The organism is Cellulosimicrobium sp. TH-20 (assembly GCF_002105775.1).
Lineage (GTDB): Bacteria > Actinomycetota > Actinomycetes > Actinomycetales > Cellulomonadaceae > Cellulosimicrobium > Cellulosimicrobium funkei.
This window is the reverse complement of record NZ_CP020857.1, coordinates 2358388-2378709: the sequence shown is the minus strand read 5'-3', so window position 1 is coordinate 2378709 and position 20322 is coordinate 2358388. Positions and strand designations below refer to the sequence as shown.

Here is a 20322-nt window from a genome sequence, read left to right as displayed (position 1 = left end):
GCGGCCGACCGGGCTCGCTCGGGTCGTCCGGCACCCCGCCCCCGGGCGGACGACGTCCCTTCCTACCGCTGACCCGCGAGAACGACCCCCTGGGGCAGCGCACTCTCGGATCCCGGACACCGCCGTCGCGCACCCGACCCGCCCACCCCGCGAAGGAGCTCCACCGATGAAGACCTTCACCCTGACCGGCACCGACATCGTCGTCCCGGACGTCGTGCTCGGCCTCATGCGCATCCAGGACAAGACCGACGACGAGGTCCGCACCCTCGTGCGCACCGCACGGGACGCCGGCATCACGTTCCTCGACCACGCCGACGTGTACGGCTCCGAGCTCCACGGCTGCGAGCGTCGCTTCGCCGAGGCGCTCGACCTCTCCCCCGCCGAGCGCGCGGAGTGGGTCATCCAGTCCAAGGCCGGCATCGTGCCCGAGGGCCCGTACTTCGACTTCTCGTACGAGCACCTCGTCGCGTCCGTCGAGGGCTCGCTCGAGGCCCTGCGCACCGACTACCTCGACATCCTGCTGCTGCACCGCCCCGACGCCCTTGTCGAACCCGAGGAGGTCGCGCGCGCGTTCTCCGACCTGCACGCCGCGGGCAAGGTGCGGGCGTTCGGGGTCTCGAACCACACGCCGGGCCAGATCGAGCTGCTGCGCCGGTACGTCGAGCAGCCGATCGTCGCGAACCAGCTCCAGCTCTCCGTCACGCACGCCCCGCTCGTCGCGCAGGGCGTCGCCGCGAACATGCAGGCCCTCGACCAGTCGATCAGTCGCGACGACGGCATCCTCGACTACTGCCGTCTCCACGACATCACGATCCAGGCCTGGTCCCCGTTCCAGGCGGGGTTCTTCACGGGCGTGTTCCTGGGGTCCGAGAAGTACCCCGAGCTCAACGCCGTGATCGACCGCCTCGCCGCCCGGTACGACGTGCCGCCCATCGCGATCGCGACCGCGTGGATCACGCGCCACCCGGCGCGGATGCAGGTCGTGCTCGGCACGACGAGCCCCGACCGGGTCGCCGGCGCCGCGCTCGGTTCGGAGGTCCCGCTCACCCGTGCGGAGTGGTACGAGATGTTCCGCGCCGCGAGGTACACCGTCCCCTGATCCACGGGCGTCCAGGGCCCGGCACGAGCGCGTGCGGAAGGTCACGCGCTCGTCGTCCGAGGGGTCCCGCGGGGCGGTCTAGGCTCGTGCCGTGGCAACCTTCTCGGCAGTGACCCGGCAGCACATCCTCCAGGCCCTCGCGGACTGGGACGACCGGGGCCGGGACGCGTTCCTCGGGGTCTACGGGTTCACCGCGTCCCCCGGCACCCCGCTCGTCCACGAGGACCGCGTCTACGACGCGCAGGCGATCCTCGGCGTCGCGCACCGGTACGCGACCGGCCGCGTCGCGACCGCCGAGGAGTTCCGCAGCAGCCCCGTCGGCGTCGCGGACCTGCTGCGCAAGCGCGGGTTCGACGTGCCCGGTGCCGCCCCCGCGGCGCCCGCACCCGCACGTCGGGCCACGGCGAAGGCCGCGCCCGCGACGCGCACACCGCGCCGCACGACGGCCCGCTCCGCGGAGCCGGAGAAGCCGCCGGCCGTGTGCCCCACGTGCTTCACGGTCCTGCCCGCCACGGGCATCTGCGACGAGTGCGGCTGAGCCGACCTCCCACCTGCGCACGACGAGGGGCGCCGTCCGACCGGACGGCGCCCCTCGTCGTGCGTGCTGCCTCGCGGGAGGCCGCGGGCGACCGGGTCAGTTGACCTCGGACGGGTGGGCGCTCACGCGACCCGAGCCGTCACCCGTGTCGAGGGCGTCGATCGCGGCGACCTCGTCGGCGGTGAGCTCGAACCCGAAGAGGTCGAAGTTCTCCACCATGCGCTCCTTGCGGGACGACTTCGGGAAGACGATGAAGCCGCGCTGCAGGTGCCAGCGCAGCACCGCCTGGGCGGGCGTCACGCCGTGGGCGGCCGCGGCGTCGACGACGGCCTGCTTCTCGAAGAGCGGGTACTTGCCCTGGCCGAGCGGACCCCAGGCCTCGATCTTCGTGCCGTTCGCGTCGGCCCAGGCGAGCACGTCGCGCTGCTGGTAGGCCGGGTGCAGCTCGATCTGGTCGACGGCGGGGACGACGCCCGTGTCGGCGACGATCCGGTCGAGGTGCTCGGGCAGGTGGTTGGAGACGCCGATCGAGCGCGCGAGGCCCGCGTCGCGGATCTCGACGAGCTTCGCCCACGCGTTCGTGTACTGGTCCTGCTCGGGCGCGGGCCAGTGCGTGAGGTACAGGTCGACGTGGTCGAGGCCGAGCTTGTCGAGGCTCTCGCGGATCGCGTCGTGCGGCTGCTCGCCCGACTGGCGGTCGTTCCAGAGCTTCGTGGTGACGAAGAGCTCGTCGCGGGGGATGCCGCTCTTCGCGATGGCGGCGCCGACGCCCTCCTCGTTGCGATAGATCGCCGCGGTGTCGATGTGGCGGTAGCCGACCTCGAGGGCCTCGCTCACGGCCTTCTCGGCCTCGTCCGGCGGCACGAGGAAGACGCCGAAGCCGAGCTGCGGGATGGTGTGACCGGAGTTGAGCGTCACGGTCGGTACAGAGGGAACGGTCATGCTTCCAGCGTAGGAACCCGCCTTCCACCCGTCCAACGACTGCGGCGCATACGACTCAGCGCTGCCGCTCATGAGTCGAACGGGAGCGCTGCGCGGAATGTCCGACTGGACTTCTCAGATCACGGTTTGGTTACATTGGCGCGTCCTACCCACGAAGAACCGGAGCGCACCATGTCCCGAGGCCGCCACAGCGCAGCCCCCGCCACCGCGCGCTCCTTCCGGCTCCCGGCCCTGCCGACGCTGCCGGTCCGGTCGCTCAAGCTCCCCGCGCTGGCGCTCGTCACGCTGCTCGGCGCGGGTGCCGTGGGCGCGGGCCCCCAGCCTGCGGAGGGCAACCCCGACCTCGCTCCGCTGAGCGTCGAGCCCACCGCCGGCGCGAGCGTGGAGCGCGGCACGGGAGCCGCCAGCCGCTCGTCCGAGCGCGTCGCGCCGCCCACGGCGCCGCAGGAGCCCCCGGTCGTCGAGACCGCGGCGGAGATCGCTGTCGTGCCGGCCGCCCAGGCCGCCCCGACGCCCCCGCCCCTGCCGCCCGTGACCGGCCAACTCTGGACCACCGAGGCCGTCAACGTGCGCTCCGCGCCGTCCCCGGACGCCGAGCGCGTCGCGACCACCGAGTTCGGCGCCGCCGTCGACGTCACCGGCGTCACCGAGGGCGACTGGAGCCAGATCGTCTGGGACGGCGCGGCCGCCTGGATCAAGTCGAGCTTCCTCGCGCAGTCGCAGCCCGAGGCGCCCCAGGTCGCCGCCGCCGCGGCCGGGGGGTCGAGCGCCGGCGGCGTCTCGGACGCCGCGTGCTCGGTCAGCACCGGGATCGAGTCGTCGCTGCGCGCCAACGCGCGCGCCGTCTACCGCTCCGTGTGCGCCAACTTCCCCCAGGTCACCACCTTCGGCGGCATCCGCCCCGGCGACGACGGCGACCACGGCACGGGCCGCGCCGTCGACATCATGATCAGCGGCGAGACCGGCTGGGACATCGCGCGCTACCTGCAGGCCAACGCGGGCTCGCTCGGCATCACGTACCTCATCTACCAGCAGAAGATCTGGATGGCCGGCGACCCGGCGAGCGCGTGGTCCGGCATGGAGGACCGCGGCGGCGCGACCGCGAACCACTACGACCACGTGCACGTCAGCACGTCGTAGTCCCGCTCCCCCTCGCACGCACGCCCGGCCGGCACCTGCCGCGCCGGGCGTCGTCGTCCCGGCTCACGGCACGGCCGTCACGGGCCGGAACCGCACCGCGACGGCGCCCGAGCGCAGCTCCTGCCGGTCCACCAGCTCGAGCGTGATGCGCTCGCGCAACCCCGACAGCAGCGTCGGCCCGTGCCCTGCCAGGACCGGCTGCACGAGGAACGCGTACTCGTCGATCAGCCCGAGATTCGCGAGCGCGAGCGGCAGCGTCACGCCGCCGACGAACAGCGGCCCGCCCGGCTGCTCCTTGAGCCGCCGCACCGCGTCCCCCAGGTCGCCCTCGACGAGCTCGGCGTTCCAGTCGACCTCGCGCAGCGTGCTCGACACCACGTGCTTCCTCGCCCCGTCGATCGCCTCGGCGAACGGGACGTCGCGCTCCCCCATCCAGTCCGGCCACGCGCCCGACGCCGGACGGCGCCACGCCGCCTCCATCATCTGGTAGGTGACCCGCCCGAACAGCAGCGCGTCCGCGCGCTCCGTCTCCTCGGTCCAGAACCGCATCGACTCCTCGTCGGGCGGCAGTCCCGCCTCGTGGTGGCAGCAGCCGTCGAGCGTGACGTTGATCGCGTAGCGCAGTGGCCTCATCGCGTGCCCTCCCCCGGGTACCCGCGCGACGGGCGGAGCGCCGTCGCACCGCACCAGCGTGGCAGGCCGCGCCAAGACCCGCGGCCTCCACCGGCGAGCACCGGGCGGCGCGCAGGACGCAGAAAAGCCGGACGGGAGCCCGCCCATCGCTCGATGATGCGTGCTCCCGTCCGGCTCTACGGGTGGAGCTGAGGGGACTCGAACCCCTGACCCCCTGCATGCCATGCAGGTGCGCTACCAGCTGCGCCACAGCCCCGTGGATCCGTGAAGATCCAGGTCATGCACTCCTCCGGCCGGTTTCCCGTCCTGCGGAGCGTCGCTAGTCTACGCAGAAACTGGCTCCAGATTCCAATCCGGTCCCGCGTTCCACTCGTCGAGCGGGAACCCGGCCCCGACGTTGTGCGCCACGAGGCGCCACGCGGGCGTCGCGGCGGGCGCCGAGCGGTGCAGGTGGGACCAGTGGACGTTGTGCAGCCCGGAGATCCCGCGCCAGCCCTCCGGGTCCAGGCCGAGCAGCGCGGTGACCGCGAGCGTGATCGCGGCGCCGTGCGAGACGACGACGAGCGTGTCGTCCCGCTCCAGGGACTCCACGTGCTCGGTCAAGGACGCGACGAGGCGCGCCGCGACGTCGGCCTTGGACTCCGCGCCCGCGCGCACGGGCTCCTCGCCCTGGCGCCACGCCGCGTACTCCTCGGGCCAGCGCTCGGCGATCTCCGGGCCCGTGAGGCCCTCCCACTCCCCGAAGCCGCGCTCGCGCAGCCGGGGGTCGTACGCGACGTCCGCGCCGATCGCCGCCGCGTACGCGCGCGCGGTGTCGGCGGCGCGCACGAGGTCGGACGCGACGACGCGCGTCGCGCGGTGCGCGCTCGCGAGGGCCTTCGCGCCCTGCTCCGCCTGCCACCGCCCGACGGCGTCGAGCGGGATGTCGACCTGCCCCTGCAGGCGCATCGACGCGTTGTACGCGGTGCGACCGTGGCGCAGGAGGACGAGCGTGCCGGCGGTCACGCCAGGGGCTCCCCCGAGAGGCGGATGGCGCCGTCGCCGCGCGTGGTGTCGTCGGTGTCGTCGGCCGTGCCGTCGCCGCCGCGCGCGTCCTCCGGCAGCTCGACGACCGGGCAGTCCTTCCACAGCCGCTCGAGCGCGTAGTACACGCGGTCCTCGGCGTGCTGCACGTGCACGACGACGTCCCCGAAGTCGAGCAGGACCCAGCGGGCCTCCTGCTTGCCCTCGCGGCGGATCGGCTTGGACCCGGCCTTGTGCATGGCCTCCTCGACGGCGTCGACGATCGCCGAGACCTGGCGCTCGCTCGACCCCGAGGCGATGAGGAACACGTCGGTCAGAACGAGCTGCTCGCTCACGTCGAGCGCGATGATCTCCTCGGCCTTGCGGTCGGACGCCGCCCGGGCGGCGATGACGGCGAGCTCGAGGGCTCGGTCGGTGGCGGTCACGTGTCTCCGTTCGTGGTGCGGCCGCTCAGCGGCCGGTGTCGAGGGTGCCGGGGTCGTCCCACGTCCGCACGGCGGCGGCCGAGGCGCTCGCGTCCTCCACAGCCAGGCCCGGGTCGTCGCGGGACACGAGCGTCCAGACGAGCAGGCCGAGGACGAAGGCGACGGCGACGAGGATCAGGTAGTGCAGCCACGTGTACGACGGGCCGCGCCGCTCGTCCTCGAGGTCGTCGTCGTCCGACTCCTCGGGCTTGGCGGCACGACCGCGCACGCGGGGGAAGAGCGCGTCCGAACCGCCGGCGGGAGCAGGTGCGGACTCCCGCACGCCGCCGAAGGGCGAGGACTGCTCGCGGTCCGCGCTCGCGGGCTCGGGCGCGGAGCCTGCCGTGATCGCGGACCACGGCAGGGCCGCGCCGCCTGCCTCGGCGGGCGGTGCCGGGGCGGGCGCGCGCTCGGGAGCGGGCGCGCGCGTCCCCGCCCAGGGGGAGGTCGCCGGTGCCGGCGCGGGCGTGCCGGGCGGGGCAGTGCTGGTGGGCGGGGCCGCGAACGCCGAGAGGCGCGGCGGCTGCGTCGTCTCGGGACGCGCGGGGCCCGAGCCCGCGGCGAGACCGCCGACCGGAGCCGACGGCGTCGCGGGGCGCACGGGGCCGGACGCACCCGGCACCGGGGGCCGCGGAGTCGCGGCGGGCGGACGCGAGGACGTGCGCGTGGGCACGACGGGCGTCGGGGCCGGGGGGCGGATCGCGACGCGCTCGGCCGTCTCCTGGACCGGCGTGAGGCGGCCGGTCTCGTCCAGGCCGCGCATGCCGCCCGATGCGGCCGGGGGTCGAACGACCGAGGGCTGTGCCGGGTGCTCGGCCGGGCCGGTCGTCTCGCGCAGGGTGCGGCGCGACGGCGGCGGGCCGGACGGCGCGGCCGGGCGCGCCGGCTGCTGCCAGCCGCCCGCACCCGGTGCCGGGGCAGGCGGGGGCGCGGCGCTCTGCGCGGACCGCTCGGCGGCGGCCGCCTGCTCGCGCTCGCGCATCTCGCGCCGGGTGAGCGGGCGGACGGGCTGCATGTTGCTGCCGTTGTCACTCATCGTGCTGACCTCGATACAAACCGTGCTTGGCGATGTACTGGACCACGCCGTCCGGAACCAGGTACCACACCGGCTGCCCGGCCTCCGCGCGCCGACGGCAGTCCGTCGACGAGATCGCGAGGGCGGGGACCTCGAGCGTCGTGACCACGCCCGGAGGCAGGCCCTCGACGCTCAGCTGGTGACCCGGGCGGGAGACAGCCACGAAGTGTGCCATCTTCCAGAGCTCGTCGGCATCCTTCCAGGTGAGGATCTGCTCGACGGCGTCCGCACCCGTGATGAAGAACAGCTCGGCGTCCGGTCGCGCGGCCCGCAGGTCGCGCAGCGTGTCGACCGTGTAGGTCAGCCCGGGCCGGTCCACGTCCACACGGCTCACCGTGAACCGCGGGTTCGACGCGGTCGCGATGACGGTCATGAGGTAGCGGTGCTCGGCCGGGCTGACGGTCTGGTGCTGCTTGAACGACGGCTTGCCCGTGGGGACGAAGACGACCTCGTCGAGGTCGAACCGCGCCGCAGCCTCGCTCGCGGCGACCAGGTGGCCGTGGTGGATGGGGTCGAACGTGCCACCCATCACCCCCAGGCGGGGCCGGCGCGGGCTCATCGACGCGTCATCGGTCGCGGGCGCTTCCGTCGTCCGGGGCGGGTCAGTGCCGCGTGCCGACGCTGCGGAACGCGTAGGTCACGAGCAGCAGGGCCACGAGCCCGCCGAACCCGAGCAGCCCGTACGCGAGCGGCGGGATGGGCAGGTGCGACGCGGCCTCGGCGCCTTCCTCGGCGGCCAGCACGACGGCAGAGATCACGACGTCCTCCTCGAAGGTCGTCCCCGGGCCGGACGGGCACGTGCCGCGGGCCGGGGTGGTGCGATGGAACGGTACGCCCGCCGGGACCGGCCCGACGGCGGACCGGACGGGCGCCGGTCGCCGACCAGTCTCTCACGACCGTCCGGGGACCTCGTCCGGCGGGTATCAGGTACCCGCCGGGGGCCGTGCGTCAGGGGCGGACGTGGCCGTCCCCGTGCACGACCCACTTCGTCGTCGTGAGCTCCGCGAGGCCCATGGGGCCGCGCGCGTGGAGCTTCTGGGTCGAGATGCCGATCTCCGCCCCGAGGCCGAACTGGCCGCCGTCGGTGAAGCGGGTCGAGGCGTTGACCATGATGGCGGCGGAGTCGAGCTCGGCGACGAAGCGCTCGGACGCCGCGAGGTCGCGCGTGACGATGGCCTCGGTGTGGCCCGACGTCCAGGTCCGCACGTGCTCGATGGCGGCGTCGAGGTCGTCGACGACGCGCACGGCGATCTCGGGCGCGAGGTACTCGGTCGCCCAGTCCTCGTCGGTCGCGGGGAGCACCTCGGTGCCCGCGGGCGCGAGGCGGGCCGTGCGGTCGTCGCCGTGCACGACGACGTCCGCCTCGGTGAGCGCGGCGAGCGCGGCCGGGAGGAACTCGGGTGCGGCGTCCGCGTGGACGAGGAGCGTCTCCGCGGCGTTGCAGACGCCCACGCGCTGCGTCTTGGCGTTGAGGAGGATCTCGAGCGCCATGGCCCGGTCCGCGCTCGCGTCGACGTACACGTGGACGTTGCCGACCCCGGTCTCGATGACGGGGACGGTCGACTCGCGCACGACGGTGCGGATGAGGTCCGCCCCGCCGCGCGGGACGAGGACGTCGACGAGACCCCGCGCGTGCATGAGCGCGACGGCGCCCGGGCGCCCGTACCGGTCGATCGACTGCACGAGGTCGCCGGGCAGCCCCTGCGCCTCGAGCGCACGGGCCAGCACGCCGACGATCACCTCGTTGGAGCTCGCCGCCGCGGACCCGCCGCGCAGGATCACCGCGTTGCCGCTCTTGAGCGCGAGGCCTGCGGCGTCGACCGTCACGTTGGGGCGCGCCTCGTAGATCATGCCGACGACGCCCATGGGCACGCGCAGCTGGCGCAGGCGCAGGCCGTTCGGCAGGGTCGAGCCGCGCACGACCTCCCCCACCGGGTCCGGCAGGCCCGCGAGCGCGCGCAGCGCGTCGGCGATCGCGGCGACGCGCGGCGCGTCGAGCGCGAGCCGGTCGAGCAGCCCCTCGCTCATGCCGTTCGCGCGCTCACGCTCCAGGTCGACGGCGTTCGCGGCCACGATCTCGTCGGTCGCCGCGACGAGCGCGTCGGCGAGCGCGAGGAGCGCGGCGTCCTTCGTCGCGCGGGTCGCCGTCGCGAGCGTGCGCGACGCGACCTTGGCGCGGCGCGCGACGTCCTCGACGGCCGCCGCGACGTCGGTCGGAGTGTCGGTCGCGGCTGCGGCAGGACCGGCGGTCCCGGGCTCGGCGGCGCCCGCGACGACGGGCGCGTCCTCGGTGGTGGTCATGGTCCGAGCCTACGTCGGCGGCCGTCGCGCCGGGAGCGTCGTCCGGCCCGCGGTCAGCGCGCGCGCCGCCGCACGAGGACGAGGTCGTCGCGGTGCACGACCTCGCGGTCGTAGCCCTGGCCGAGCTCGGCCCGCAGCTCCGTGGTCGACCGGCCGAGGAGGTCCGGGATGTCGCGCGACTCGAACGCGACCAGGCCGCGGGCGACCACGCGCCCGTCGGACGTGACGAGCTCGACCGGGTCGCCGGCGTCGAACTCGCCCTCGACCGCGGTGATCCCCGCGGGCAGCAGCGAGGCGCGCCCGCCCTGCACGGCCCGCACCGCGCCGTCGTCGAGCACGAGGCGGCCGCGCGTGCGCGCCGCGTGCGCGAGCCAGAGCCGACGGCGCGTCGTCCGCCTGCCCGTCGCGGCGAACCAGGTCCCGACCGGCTCGCCGGCGAGCGCCGCGGCGGCGTGCTGCGCCTTGGTGAGCACCACGGGGATGCCCGTGCCGGTCGCGATGGAGACCGACTCGAGCTTGGTGAGCATGCCGCCCGTGCCGACCGCGCTCCCCCGTCCCGTCACCTCGACGCCCTCGATGTCGGCCGGCGAGCGCACCTCGGCGATCCTGCGCGCGCCCGGGCGCGACGGCGGGCCGTCGTACAGGCCGTCGACGTCCGTGAGCAGGACCATGGCGTCGGCCCGCACGAGGTGGGAGACGAGCGCGGCGAGCCGGTCGTTGTCGCCGAAGCGGATCTCGTCGGTCGCGACGGCGTCGTTCTCGTTGACGACGGGCACGACGCCGAGGTCGAGCAGGCGCTCGAGCGAGCGCTGGGCGTTGCGGTAGTGCCCGCGACGCACCGTGTCCTCCGCGGTGAGCAGCACCTGCCCGACGCGCAGCCCGTGCGCCGCGAACGCCTCGGCGTACCGGGCGACGAGCATGCCCTGCCCGACCGACGCCGCGGCCTGCGCCGTCGCGAGGTCGCGCGGTCGGGTCGCGAGACCGAGAGGGCCGATCCCGGCGGCGATGGCGCCCGACGTGACCAGCACGACCTGGCCGCCGTCCGCGCGTCGGGCCGCGAGGACGTCGACGAGCGCCCGCAGGGCCGCGAGGTCGAGGTGGCCGTCGGCGCCCGTGAGCGACGACGAGCCGATCTTCACGACCACGCGGCGGGCGGAGGCGATCTCGGAGCGGGAGGACAGCGCGTTCACGCGCCCATCATCGCCGCCGGAGGGCCGCCGCCGCGCACGATTTCACGGACCAGGACGCCTGCGCCCGCTCCCGGGCCGCGCCGAGGACGACCCGGGCACGGCCGAGGGCCCGGTCCCCCACGGGGAACCGGGCCCTCGGCGGCGCGGACGACTCCGGGTCGGTCGGCCTCCAGGTCAGTCGGACTCGGGGTCCGTCCAGGTGCCGGCCTGGCGCTCGGTCCACAGCTCGCGCCGCGCCTCCGCCTTGGCGTCCATGCGCTCGTGGTGCTCGCGCCGCTTCTCCGAGCGGGTCGGGCGCAGGCTCTCGTCGAGGCGGTTGTCGGAGCCGCGCGGGCCGCCGAGCAGCTCGGAGCCCGACATGAGCGTCGGCTCCCAGTCGAAGACGACCGCGTTGACGTCGCTGCCGATGCGCACCTCGTCGCCCGCGACGGCGCCCGCCTCGAACAGCTTGTCCTCGACGCCCAGACGCGCGAGGCGGTCCGCGAGGTAGCCCACGGCCTCGTCGTTGGAGAAGTCCGTCTGGCGGACCCAGCGCTCCGGCTTGGCGCCGCGCACCTCGAACCAGTAGTCGGTCGCCCCGCCCTTGCGCTTGACCGTGAACCCGGCCTCGTCGACCGCGCGCGGCCGCAGCACGACGCGCGTCGGCTCGGGCGCGGGCGCCTCGGCGCGCGCCTTCTCCACGAGCTCGGCGAGCGCGTACGTCAGCGGGCGCAGGCCCTCGTGGCTCGCGGTCGAGATCTCGAACACCCGCAGGCCGCGCGCCTCGAGGTCAGGCTTGACGAGCTCGGCCAGGTCGCGCGCCTCGGGGACGTCGATCTTGTTGAGGACGACGAGGCGCGGACGCTCGGTGAGCGGCACCCGCCCGCCCTCGATCTCGAGGTCCTGCGCGTAGGCGGCGAGCTCGGCCTCGATGACGTCGAGGTCGCTGATCGGGTCCCGGCCGGGCTCGAGCGTCGCGCAGTCGAGCACGTGCACGATCACCGCGGTGCGCTCGATGTGGCGCAGGAACTCCAGACCGAGGCCCTTGCCCTCGCTCGCGCCCGGGATGAGGCCCGGGACGTCCGCGACGGTGAAGCGCGCCGAGCCGGCCTGCACGACGCCCAGGTTGGGCACGAGCGTCGTGAACGGGTAGTCGGCGATCTTGGGCCGCGCCGCGGAGATGGCGGCGACGAGCGACGACTTGCCCGCGCTCGGGTACCCGACGAGCGCGACGTCCGCGATGGTCTTCAGCTCGAGGACGACGTCCCGCTCCTCGCCCGGCTCGCCGAGCAGGGCGAAGCCCGGCGCCTTGCGGCGCGGGGACGAGAGCGCCGCGTTGCCGAGACCGCCCCGGCCGCCCTCGGCCACGACGTACTCGGCGCCCTCGCCGACGAGGTCGGCGAGCACCGTGCCGTCGGGCGACTTGACGACCGTGCCGTCCGGGACGCGCAGGACGAGGTCCTCGCCGTTGGCGCCGTCGCGGTCGTCGCCCATGCCCTGGGTGCCCGACGTCGCGTGGCGGTGCGGCGAGTGGTGGTACTCGAGGAGCGTCGTGGTCTGGGAGTCGACGACGAGGCGGACGGTGCCGCCGTCACCGCCGTTGCCGCCGTCGGGGCCGGCGAGCGGCTTGAACTTCTCGCGCCGGACCGAGGCGCACCCGTTCCCCCCGTCGCCGCCGGAGACGTGCAGGACGACACGGTCGACGAAGCTGGCCATGGAGGGATCCTCTCAGAGGTGGGTCGTGCGGTGCCGCGGTCGCGGCGGGTGGTGCGGCCCGCGGGGACGGGCGCCGGAAACGGCAGGAGGGGCGCACCGCGTCGGTGCGCCCCTCCTGCTCGAAGCCTCTGTGGCTGTCGCTCAGCCCTCGGCGGAGACGATGTCGACGACCTTGCGGCCGCGACGGGTGCCGAACTGGACCGCGCCGGCGGCCAGGGCGAACAGCGTGTCGTCCTTGCCGCGGCCGACGTTCTCACCGGGGTGGAAGTGGGTGCCGCGTTGACGGACGATGATCTCGCCCGACTTGACGACCTGCCCACCGAAGCGCTTCACGCCGAGGCGCTGGGCGTTCGAGTCGCGACCGTTGCGCGAGGAGCTCGCGCCCTTCTTGTGTGCCATGACGAACCTGCTTTCGTGCTGGTCTGCTGAGGGAGGGTGCCGTCGGCGCGGCGCGGCGCGGGGCCGCTAGCTCGCGCCGGGCGAGATCACTTGATGCCGGTGACCTTGAGGCGGGTCAGCTGCTGACGGTGACCCTGGCGACGGCGGTAACCGGTCTTGTTCTTGTACCGCAGGATCGTGATCTTCGGACCCTTCTCGTCCCGCACGACCTCGGCGGTGACCTTGACCTTCGCGAGCTTCGCCGCGTCGGTGGTCACCTTCTCCCCGTCCACCAGCAGGAGAGCGGGCAGCTCGAGGGACTCACCGGCCTTGGCGGACACCCGGTCCACCACGAGGATGTCGCCGACGGAAACCTTCTCCTGACGGCCACCGGCCTTGACGATCGCGTACACCACGTTGCTGCTCATCTCTCCTAGTCTTGGCGTGCTCGTCACGGCGAGTTCGTCTTGGAGACTCCGACCACGCCGCGGCGTGCGAGTGCGAGTCGTCCGTGGGCACACGGGACCGGCGCGCCTGGGCGCGCCGACGTCCAAGATTACGGACCGCAGGGCGTCCTGGTCAAATGGCGCGCACCGACCCCGGCGCGGGCGACCGCTCCGGGGCTCCTACCAGGCGTCGCACCCAGGACCGCGGACGGCGGCGCCTCCGCACGACGAGGCCGCCGGCCGACCCTACTCGAGGACGAACGTGACCTCCAGCACGACCTGCCAGGCCGTGATGCGGCCGTCGGCCACGTCGACCTTCTGCTCCTTGACCCACGCGCCCGAGACGTTGCGCAGCGTGCTCGCGGCGCGCTCGACGCCGATCCGCACGGCGTCCTCGAAGCTCGTGTCCGACCGCGCGCTGATGTGCGTGATCCGTGCCACCGTTCCGCTCATGCCGGCTCCCCGGTCCAGGGCGGGCGCACCGATGCGCCCGCGCACCCGTCGAGCATCCCGCCGTCCCCGCGGCCGCGCCACCGGGCGCCTCCCGCTCGGGGCTCCCGGCTCGGCTCACCCGGGCGCGCGGGTAGGCCGTCGTGCCTACGCTGGCCGTGGAGGTGGTCGCATGCGCCCCGCGGTCCCGCCCGACGCCGAGCGCCGGGACGACGCCGTCGCCGCGGCGATGCGCACGGTCGACCGCCGCGGCTTCCTCCCCCGCGCGCAGCGGCGCTGGGCCGCGCAGGACCGACCGCTCGCCATCGGCCACGGCCAGACCAGCTCGCAGCCGTCGACGGTCGCCGCGATGCTGCGCCTGCTCGACGTCGTCCCGGGCGCCCGGGTGCTCGACGTCGGCGCCGGGTCGGGCTGGACGACGGCGCTGCTCGCACGGCTCGTCGGCCCGACGGGACGCGTGCTGGGCGTCGAGCGCCACGCCGACCTCGCCGCGTGGGGCGCGGCGAACCTCGCCGCGGTGCGCGCGCCGTGGGCGCGCCTCGTCCTCGCGACGCCCGGCGTCCTCGGCACGCCGGGCGAGCAGTACGACCGGGTGCTCGTGTCCGCCGCCGCCGAGGCCCTCCCCCGCGCCCTCGTCGACCAGCTCGTGCCCGGCGGGCGCCTGGTCGTCCCCGTGCGGCACACGATGCTCGTCGTCGTGCGCGACCCCGACGCCCCGGACGGGGTGCGGGTGAGCGAGCACGGCTCCTACTCGTTCGTCCCGCTCGTCGAGGACCCGGCGGGACCGGCCTCGCCACAGTCCTGACGGCGCCACGGGGCTCCTGGCAGGTGCGCCCGGCAGCGCGCCTCGTAGCTCTCGGCGCCGCCCACGTGCGCGGCGACCGGCGCGAGCGGGTCGCCGGCCCCGCGGCCGTCGGGCTCCGGCTCCCGGACGACGCGCACGTGGAACGCGGCGTCCTCGCCGCACACGGCGCACACCGCCGTGAGCTTGTCGACCCGCTCGGCGAGCGCGGCGAGCGCGGGCAGGGGTTCGAAGGGCCGCGCGTCGAACGTGACGTCGAGCCCGGCGACGACCACGACGAGCCCGTCGTCGGCGAGCCGCTGGACGACGTCGACGAGCTCCGGCCCGAAGAAGTGCGCCTCGTCGACGGCGACCAGGTCGAGCGGCCCGGCGCCGCGGACGATCCGCTCGAGGTCGTGCGCGTCGCGGGCGGTGCGCGAGGGGATCGCGAGACCCGAGTGCGAGCTCACCGTGCCAGTGCCGCGCCGGGTGTCGAGGACGTGCCCGACCACCTCGACGCGGCGCCCCGCGACCTCCGCGCGCCGGACCCGGCGCAGGAGCTCCTCCGTCTTGCCGGCGAACATCGGGCCGCACACGACCTCGACGCGCCCGCCGGGGCGGGGCGTCCGGAGCGCTGCGTCAGCGCCCCCGGGAACGGTCCCGGGGACGCCCGGGCGTGCCGCGTCGCTCATGCGAGCAGTGAACCACCGGCTCAGTGGTGGCGCGCGCCGCCGTTCGACGACGGCCGGACGGGCAGCGGCTTCGGCTCCCCGGCGGGGCCGAGGACGGAGACGCGGTCGGGGGCGCCGGGCCGCGCGTCCCGGCGGCTGAGGAGCGTCGTGCCGGACGGGGCGGGGGTACCCGCGTCGGTCGGTGCGTCGACCTGCTCGTCGCCGGGCGCCGCCGGGGACGCGGCGTCGGCCCGGGGGTCGGGAGCGGGTGCCGTCTTCTCCCCCTCGGGCGCGGGCGTCGGCTCGGCCGTCGGCACCCCCGCCGCGATCCCGGCGAGCCCGGGCCCGCCGATCCCCGGGACGGACCGGACGAGCGGGAGCTCGCGCGTCCCGGTGCCTGACGCACGGCCGCCCTCCGCGGTGCGTTCGCCCGCCGGGTCGAGCGTCGGCCGCTCCCCCGCCGGGTCGTGGGCCGGCCGCTCGTCGTCCGCGTCGCGCTCCGCCGACGCGCCGGGCGCGGGCGGGGTGGCCGCCTCGCGGCGACCGGGCGCGGGCGGCGCGACGTCGGCCGCGCGCGTCGGCCGCGGGTCGAGGGCCGGGTCGGCCGGCAGGACGCCGCGGTTCAGCTCGCCGTACGGCACGTGGACCGACGGCGCGACCCGGCGCGCCGCCTCGACCACGGCGCGCTGGTCGTCGAAGAAGATGTGCGGCCGCAGCACCTCGAGCACGCCACCCTTGTCCACGCCCCCGAGGAAGAACGCGTCGTCGACCGTCACGCCCCACGAGGAGAGCGTCGCGACCGCGCGCTCGTGCGCCGGGGCCGAGCGGGCCGTGACGAGCGAGACGTGCACGCGCGGCCGGTAGGACGGGTCGGTCGCGTGCCGCTCGCGCTCGACGACCTGCACGCGGTGGATGCCGACGAGGAGCTCGCGCAGCGGCCCCCGGCCGAGCGGCACGTCGGCGTTGAGCACCTCGTGCTCGCGGAACGACGCGAGCCCGCCGTCCTGGTAGCGGCGCTCCGAGGAGTCGTCGGCGAGGACGCCGTCGAAGTCGAACGCGATGCGCAGCTCGTCGCCCTCCTCGTCGGCGAACGTCGGGTCGAGCACGTACCCCGCGGGCAGGCCCAGGTCGACGGCGTCGCGCACGGAGCGCTCGTCGGCCGAGAGGAAGAGGTCCACGTGCAGGGGACGGATGAACTCGTGCGGGCTGCGCCCCTGGCGGAAGACGGCGCGCGTGATGTCGAGGTCGTGGTGCCGCACGGAGCGCATGACGCGCAGGCCGGTCTCCGGGGAGTTGCGGGACATGACGATGACCTCGACGAGCGGGTCGTCGGCGGAGGGAGCGAGGTCGTTGAGCGCGAGCAGGCGGCGCACGAACCCGAAGGCGACGCCGGGGGCCAGCGCGTCGTCGCGGTGGCGCTCCTGGAAGTCGCGGTACGCCGCCTCCCCCTGCGTGCGGAACACGCGGTCGGACTCGGTGAGGTCGAACAGTGCGGACGAGGCGACGCCGACGACGAGGCGGCCCGAGAGGTCGTAACCCATGCGCGCATGATGCCAGGTGCGGGTGACGTGCACGAAGACGGCCCGGGGACGCGGCAGGGGCGAGGGTCCGCAGACCCCCGCCCCTGCCGCACCGCTCAGCTCTCGGTGGGCTCCGACCCGCTGTCGTCGCCCGCCGTGGGCGCCGAGCCGTCCGCCGGTGCTTCGGCGCCGTCGTGCTCGTGGGCGTGCGCCGCGGCCGCCGCGATCGTCGCGAGCGTGGCCTTGACCGCGGCCCGCGCCTCCGACGTGACCTCCGGCAGGACCGGGACGGCGGGCTGCGGGAGGGTGATCCCGGTGTCCTTCGGCGCCGAGGCGCCCGAGCCGGAACCGCGCTTGCGGCGCGACCGCGAGCGGCCGCCCTCGGCGGGCTCGTCGGCGGCGGCGCCGCCCCCGTTGCCCCCGGCGTTCCCGTTGCCGTTGCCGTGGTTGCCGTGGTCGTGGCCGCCGCGGTTGCCGCCCGACTTCTCGATCGGGTCGGTGTGCACGATGAACCCGCGCCCGTGGCAGTGCTCGCACGTCTCGCTGAACGCCTCGACGAGGCCCTGGCCCACACGCTTGCGCGTCATCTGGACGAGGCCCAGCGACGTGACCTCCGCGACCTGGTGCTTGGTCCGGTCCCGGCCCAGGCACTCGACGAGGCGGCGCAGCACGAGGTCGCGGTTCGACTCGAGCACCATGTCGATGAAGTCGATGACGATGATGCCGCCGATGTCGCGCAGCCGGAGCTGGCGGACGATCTCCTCGGCCGCCTCCAGGTTGTTGCGTGTCACCGTCTCCTCGAGCGTGCCGCCCGAGCCGGTGAACTTGCCGGTGTTGACGTCGACGACGGTCATCGCCTCGGTGCGGTCGATGACCAGCGACCCGCCCGAGGGCAGCCAGACCTTGCGGTCCATGCCCTTGGCGAGCTGCTCGTCGACGCGGTGCACCGTGAAGACGTCCTGCGTGCCCGTCCACTTCGAGACGCGCTCGCGCAGGTCGGGCGCGAGCTCCTCGACGTACGTCGAGATCTCCGACCACGCCCCGTCGCCCTCGACGACGAGCGAGCTGAAGTCGTCGTTGAAGATGTCGCGGACGACGCGGATCGCGAGGTCCGGCTCGCCCTGGAGCAGGGCGGGTGCCGACGCGCTCTTCGACTTCTTCTCGATGGCCTCCCACTGGCCGCGCAGGCGCTCGACGTCGGCGCGCAGCTCCTCCTCGCTCGCACCCTCGGCGGCGGTGCGCACGATGACGCCCGCGCCGTCGGGCACGACCTCCTTGAGGATCTTCTTCAGGCGGTTGCGCTCGGTGTCGGGGAGCTTGCGGCTGATGCCGGTCATGCCGCCGCCGGGGACGAACACGAGGTAGCGGCCCGCGAGCGTGATCTGCGACGTGAGGCGTGCGCCCTTGTGCCCGATCGGGTCCTTGGTGACCTGCACGAGGACGGAGTCGCCCGACTTGAGCGCCTGCTCGATGCGGCGCGGCTGGCCCTCGAGCCCGGCCGCGTCCCAGTTCACCTCGCCCGCGTACAGGACGGCGTTGCGTCCCTTGCCGACGTCGATGAACGCGGCCTCCATGCTGGGCAGCACGTTCTGGACACGGCCCAGGTACACGTTGCCCGCCATCGACGCCTGCGACTGCTGCGAGACGTAGTGCTCGACGAGCACGCCGTCCTCGAGCACGGCGATCTGCGTGCGGCCGCCGCGCTCGCGCACGACCATCGACCGCTCGACCGACTCGCGGCGCGCGAGGAACTCTGCCTCGGTGATGATCTGGCGACGACGACCCGCGTCGCGGCCCTCGCGGCGGCGCTGGCGCTTCGCCTCGAGCCGCGTGGAGCCCTTGAGGGCGGTGACCTCGTCGGCCAGGCTGCGCTCGCGCGGGCGGGAGCGCGTCGTGGTCGTCTCGCCCTCGCCCCGGCTCCCGCGGCGGCGGCGGCGACGGCGGCGGCTGCCGCCCGCCTCGTCCTCGCCCTGCTCGTCCCCGGCCTCGTGGTCGGTCTGCTCGGCGTCGGCCGGCGCGGCCGCGTCGGCCGGCTCGTCGTCCTGCGCCGACGGCGTGGCGTCGTCCTCGTCCTCGTCGCGGTCCTGCTCGCGGTCCTGGTCACGTCCCCCGTCCGGGCGACCACGACGCCCGCGGCCACCACGACGGCGGCGGCGGCGCGGGCCGGCGTCGGAGTCGGAGTCGGCGTCGTCGGCCGCAGGCTGCTCGTCGGGCTCCTCCGCCTCGTCGAGCTCGACGAAGTCCTCCGGCCCGAACGCGTCCTCGGGCACCTCGACGCCCTCGGCGACGAGCTCGGACTCGATGGCCTCGATCTCCTCGACCGCGGCCGCGTCCTCGCCCGTGAGGACGAGCTCGGCGGCGGCGGGCTCCTCGACGGGGGTCGACGGCTCAGCCGTCTGCGACTCGGGCGTGCGCGGCTCGGCCGTGCGGGACGCGGGCCCCGACGCCCTCCGGCCGCGACGGCCGCGGGTCCCGGTGGTGGGCTCGGGCGTCGCCGTCGGCTCCGTCGTGGCGACCGGCTCCGTCGTGGCGACCGGCTCCGTCGTGGCGGCTGCCGGGGCTGCGGGCTCGACGTGGCGCGGCGGCCCGGCCGGGCTCTGCGCGCGACGCGGACGGCGCGGCGCCGCGGCCGGGTCGGGCGCCTGGAAGAGCAGGGCGGTCGTCGCCAGGCGCGGGGTGCTGGTCCCCGCTCCCGTCGCGGCGGGCGACGCCGGGCCGCCGGCCGGGGCCGACGACGCGGCAGCGGCCGGGGCCTCGGGCGCGGCCGTGCTGTCGGCCGCGGCGGTCGCCTCCGGTGCCGCCTCGGCGGGCTTCGAGGTGGCGCGGCGCGAGCGGCGCGCCGGCTTCTTCGCGGGCTCCGCGGACGCCGGCGTCTCTGCCTCGGCGGGCGTCGGCTCGGCGGCGGACGGCGCGTCGGCCACCGCCGGGGCAGCAACCTCGGCGGCCGGGGCCGCGGTCTCGGCGGTCGGGGCCGCGGTCTCGGCGGCCGGGGCCGCTGCCGCGGAGGTCGCGCGGCGCGACCGGCGCGCGGGCTTCTTCGCGGCGGGTGCCTCGACGGGCTCGGCCGTCGTCGGCGCGCCGGACGGCGCGGTGTCTGCGGCCGGGGCGTCCGGCTCGGCGACCGGCGCGGCCTCGACGGCCGGAGCCTGCGCGGTCGTGCGCGTCGCCCGGGTGCGCTTCGCGCGGCGCGGGGCGTCGGCGGCTCCCAGCAGGGCGTCGGCGTCGGGCGCCACCGTGGCGGCCGGGGCCTGCTCGGCGGCGGGCGGTGCGCTGAGGCCGAACTCGGAGAGGACGTCGAGCGGCGCGTCGCCGGCCGGGGCCTTCGCCTTCTTGCCGCCACCCTGGGCGCGGCGCGGCGCGCGGGCGCGCGGGGCGGGCTCTGCCGCCGGCGGCTCCGCCGCGGCGTCGGCGGCCGCGGGGCTCGCGTCCGCCGGGACGTCGGCCGGGGCGGACGCAGCGGGAGCCGCGTCTGCCGCCGGAGCGGCGACGGACGGCGTGGTGCGCGTCGCGCGACGCGAGCGGCGCGCGGGCGGGGTCGTGGCCTCGGCCACGGGTGCGGTCACGGGCGCCTCGGGCGCCGGGGTCGCGTCCGCGATGGCCGCCGCGGACGCGGCGACGTCGGAAGCAGCGGTCACCGCGGGGGGCGTCTGCGGCGGTGCCGCGCTGCGCGTCGCGCGGCGGCGGGCGGGCTTGCGCGCCGGGGTCGTCGGGCTCTCGGCCCGGTCCGCGGCGGCGTCCGCCGTCGACTCTGAGGGGATGCTGTCGGAGGTGCTGTCGAGCGTCACGCGTCGTGCTCCTGCTGCCACAGGGACCGCCCCGCACCGTGCGGCCCGTCGGGCGGTCGGTCGTCGCTCGGGACGAGCGCACCGGAGCGCGTCGTCCGGCGACGGAAGTCGTCGGTCACGGCCGCGGTCCGCGTGCGCGGCGCGGGCGCCTGCCACCGGGCCCTTCGCCCCGGTCGGCGCGCCGACTGCCG

Annotated in this window: 21 protein-coding genes and 1 tRNA gene; 4 read left to right on the top strand and 18 right to left on the bottom strand. The window is 75.7% G+C overall.

Annotated features, from left to right (window positions below; translation table 11 throughout):
- Positions 1 to 166: 166 nt before the first annotated feature.
- Entirely contained in the window at positions 167 to 1099 is a 933-nt protein-coding gene (locus tag B8281_RS10460; protein ID WP_085387670.1) for an aldo/keto reductase family oxidoreductase, read from the top strand.
- A 91-nt stretch (positions 1100 to 1190) separates the two neighbouring features.
- Positions 1191 to 1637, top strand: a complete 447-nt coding sequence (locus B8281_RS10455) for a hypothetical protein (RefSeq protein ID WP_085387669.1) — start codon at positions 1191 to 1193, stop codon at positions 1635 to 1637.
- Between the two features lie 96 nt (positions 1638 to 1733).
- Here B8281_RS10455 and B8281_RS10450 read toward each other — a convergent pair whose 3' ends face one another.
- Positions 1734 to 2579, bottom strand: coding sequence for an aldo/keto reductase (locus B8281_RS10450; protein WP_034651123.1), 846 nt, complete (start codon positions 2577 to 2579; stop codon positions 1734 to 1736).
- 171 nt (positions 2580 to 2750) lie between these two features.
- Here B8281_RS10450 and B8281_RS10445 point away from each other — a divergent pair, with 171 nt between their 5' ends.
- On the top strand, positions 2751 to 3719 hold the full coding sequence (locus tag B8281_RS10445; protein WP_085387668.1) for an SH3 domain-containing protein: 969 nt from the start codon (positions 2751 to 2753) through the stop codon (positions 3717 to 3719).
- 63 nt (positions 3720 to 3782) lie between these two features.
- Here B8281_RS10445 and B8281_RS10440 read toward each other — a convergent pair whose 3' ends face one another.
- The 13 genes from B8281_RS10440 to B8281_RS10385 form a co-directional block, all read right to left on the bottom strand.
- Positions 3783 to 4352 carry a dihydrofolate reductase family protein gene (locus tag B8281_RS10440; protein ID WP_085387667.1) on the bottom strand — a complete coding sequence of 190 codons (570 nt, stop codon included), beginning with the start codon at positions 4350 to 4352 and terminating at the stop codon, positions 3783 to 3785.
- A gap of 183 nt (positions 4353 to 4535) precedes the next feature.
- Positions 4536 to 4608: transfer RNA gene (locus B8281_RS10435), tRNA-Ala, on the bottom strand.
- Positions 4609 to 4676: 68 nt separating this feature from the next.
- Positions 4677 to 5357, bottom strand: coding sequence for a histidine phosphatase family protein (locus B8281_RS10430; RefSeq protein ID WP_085387666.1), 681 nt, complete (start codon positions 5355 to 5357; stop codon positions 4677 to 4679).
- On the bottom strand, positions 5354 to 5800 hold the full coding sequence (gene rsfS / locus B8281_RS10425) for a ribosome silencing factor (RefSeq protein WP_021482244.1): 447 nt from the start codon (positions 5798 to 5800) through the stop codon (positions 5354 to 5356). Before rsfS ends, B8281_RS10430 begins: the two co-directional genes overlap by 4 nt.
- A gap of 25 nt (positions 5801 to 5825) precedes the next feature.
- Entirely contained in the window at positions 5826 to 6875 is a 1050-nt protein-coding gene (locus B8281_RS10420) for a hypothetical protein (protein ID WP_157446613.1), read from the bottom strand.
- Positions 6868 to 7473, bottom strand: a complete 606-nt coding sequence (gene nadD, locus B8281_RS10415) for a nicotinate-nucleotide adenylyltransferase (RefSeq protein ID WP_031316993.1) — start codon at positions 7471 to 7473, stop codon at positions 6868 to 6870. The genes B8281_RS10420 and nadD overlap by 8 nt, the downstream gene beginning before the upstream one ends.
- A gap of 43 nt (positions 7474 to 7516) precedes the next feature.
- A complete protein-coding gene (locus B8281_RS19535; protein ID WP_021483496.1) occupies positions 7517 to 7672 on the bottom strand; it encodes a hypothetical protein in 156 nt (51 codons plus the stop codon).
- 190 nt (positions 7673 to 7862) lie between these two features.
- Positions 7863 to 9215 (bottom strand): glutamate-5-semialdehyde dehydrogenase, encoded by a 1353-nt coding sequence (locus tag B8281_RS10410; RefSeq protein ID WP_085387664.1) that lies wholly within the window; start codon positions 9213 to 9215, stop codon positions 7863 to 7865.
- Between the two features lie 53 nt (positions 9216 to 9268).
- Positions 9269 to 10396, bottom strand: a complete 1128-nt coding sequence (proB, locus tag B8281_RS10405) for a glutamate 5-kinase (RefSeq protein WP_034651801.1) — start codon at positions 10394 to 10396, stop codon at positions 9269 to 9271.
- 183 nt (positions 10397 to 10579) lie between these two features.
- Positions 10580 to 12100 carry a GTPase ObgE gene (obgE, locus tag B8281_RS10400; RefSeq protein ID WP_043658397.1) on the bottom strand — a complete coding sequence of 507 codons (1521 nt, stop codon included), beginning with the start codon at positions 12098 to 12100 and terminating at the stop codon, positions 10580 to 10582.
- A gap of 141 nt (positions 12101 to 12241) precedes the next feature.
- Positions 12242 to 12499, bottom strand: a complete 258-nt coding sequence (gene rpmA / locus B8281_RS10395) for a 50S ribosomal protein L27 (protein WP_021482383.1) — start codon at positions 12497 to 12499, stop codon at positions 12242 to 12244.
- A gap of 86 nt (positions 12500 to 12585) precedes the next feature.
- Entirely contained in the window at positions 12586 to 12894 is a 309-nt protein-coding gene (rplU, locus tag B8281_RS10390; protein WP_198163222.1) for a 50S ribosomal protein L21, read from the bottom strand.
- A gap of 276 nt (positions 12895 to 13170) precedes the next feature.
- Positions 13171 to 13377, bottom strand: a complete 207-nt coding sequence (locus B8281_RS10385; protein WP_021482381.1) for a dodecin family protein — start codon at positions 13375 to 13377, stop codon at positions 13171 to 13173.
- Positions 13378 to 13546: 169 nt separating this feature from the next.
- Between B8281_RS10385 and B8281_RS10380 the strand changes: the two genes are divergently transcribed.
- Positions 13547 to 14179 (top strand): protein-L-isoaspartate O-methyltransferase, encoded by a 633-nt coding sequence (locus B8281_RS10380; protein WP_085387663.1) that lies wholly within the window; start codon positions 13547 to 13549, stop codon positions 14177 to 14179.
- Here B8281_RS10380 and B8281_RS10375 read toward each other — a convergent pair.
- The 4 genes from B8281_RS10375 to B8281_RS19975 form a co-directional block, all read right to left on the bottom strand.
- The gene (locus tag B8281_RS10375) at positions 14122 to 14847 is read right to left on the bottom strand and encodes a thymidine kinase (protein ID WP_085387662.1); all 726 of its coding nucleotides are present in this window, start codon (positions 14845 to 14847) and stop codon (positions 14122 to 14124) included. The genes B8281_RS10380 and B8281_RS10375 overlap by 58 nt on opposite strands.
- Before the next feature lie 20 nt (positions 14848 to 14867).
- Complete coding sequence (locus tag B8281_RS10370) at positions 14868 to 16367, bottom strand: 5'-nucleotidase (protein ID WP_085387661.1); 1500 nt, start codon at positions 16365 to 16367, stop codon at positions 14868 to 14870.
- Between the two features lie 95 nt (positions 16368 to 16462).
- Positions 16463 to 20131 carry an Rne/Rng family ribonuclease gene (locus B8281_RS10365; RefSeq protein WP_085387660.1) on the bottom strand — a complete coding sequence of 1223 codons (3669 nt, stop codon included), beginning with the start codon at positions 20129 to 20131 and terminating at the stop codon, positions 16463 to 16465.
- A complete protein-coding gene (locus B8281_RS19975; protein WP_255181389.1) occupies positions 20128 to 20250 on the bottom strand; it encodes a hypothetical protein in 123 nt (40 codons plus the stop codon). The genes B8281_RS10365 and B8281_RS19975 overlap by 4 nt, the downstream gene beginning before the upstream one ends.
- Between the last annotated feature and the right edge of the window lie 72 nt (positions 20251 to 20322).

Bases quoted from the DNA above. Each gene is read 5' to 3' on its own strand.
- B8281_RS10380 (WP_085387663.1), top strand. From the start codon at position 13,547: ATGCGCCCCGCGGTCCCGCCCGACGCCGAGCGCCGGGACGACGCCGTC.
- B8281_RS10420 (WP_157446613.1), bottom strand. From the start codon at position 6,875: ATGAGTGACAACGGCAGCAACATGCAGCCCGTCCGCCCGCTCACCCGG.
- obgE (WP_043658397.1), bottom strand. From the start codon at position 12,100: ATGGCCAGCTTCGTCGACCGTGTCGTCCTGCACGTCTCCGGCGGCGAC.
- B8281_RS10460 (WP_085387670.1), top strand. From the start codon at position 167: ATGAAGACCTTCACCCTGACCGGCACCGACATCGTCGTCCCGGACGTC.
- rpmA (WP_021482383.1), bottom strand. From the start codon at position 12,499: ATGGCACACAAGAAGGGCGCGAGCTCCTCGCGCAACGGTCGCGACTCG.
- B8281_RS10375 (WP_085387662.1), bottom strand. From the start codon at position 14,847: ATGAGCGACGCGGCACGCCCGGGCGTCCCCGGGACCGTTCCCGGGGGC.
- B8281_RS10440 (WP_085387667.1), bottom strand. From the start codon at position 4,352: ATGAGGCCACTGCGCTACGCGATCAACGTCACGCTCGACGGCTGCTGC.
- B8281_RS10450 (WP_034651123.1), bottom strand. From the start codon at position 2,579: ATGACCGTTCCCTCTGTACCGACCGTGACGCTCAACTCCGGTCACACC.
- B8281_RS10370 (WP_085387661.1), bottom strand. From the start codon at position 16,367: ATGGGTTACGACCTCTCGGGCCGCCTCGTCGTCGGCGTCGCCTCGTCC.
- B8281_RS10385 (WP_021482381.1), bottom strand. From the start codon at position 13,377: ATGAGCGGAACGGTGGCACGGATCACGCACATCAGCGCGCGGTCGGAC.
- B8281_RS10445 (WP_085387668.1), top strand. From the start codon at position 2,751: ATGTCCCGAGGCCGCCACAGCGCAGCCCCCGCCACCGCGCGCTCCTTC.
- B8281_RS10410 (WP_085387664.1), bottom strand. From the start codon at position 9,215: ATGACCACCACCGAGGACGCGCCCGTCGTCGCGGGCGCCGCCGAGCCC.
- nadD (WP_031316993.1), bottom strand. From the start codon at position 7,473: ATGAGCCCGCGCCGGCCCCGCCTGGGGGTGATGGGTGGCACGTTCGAC.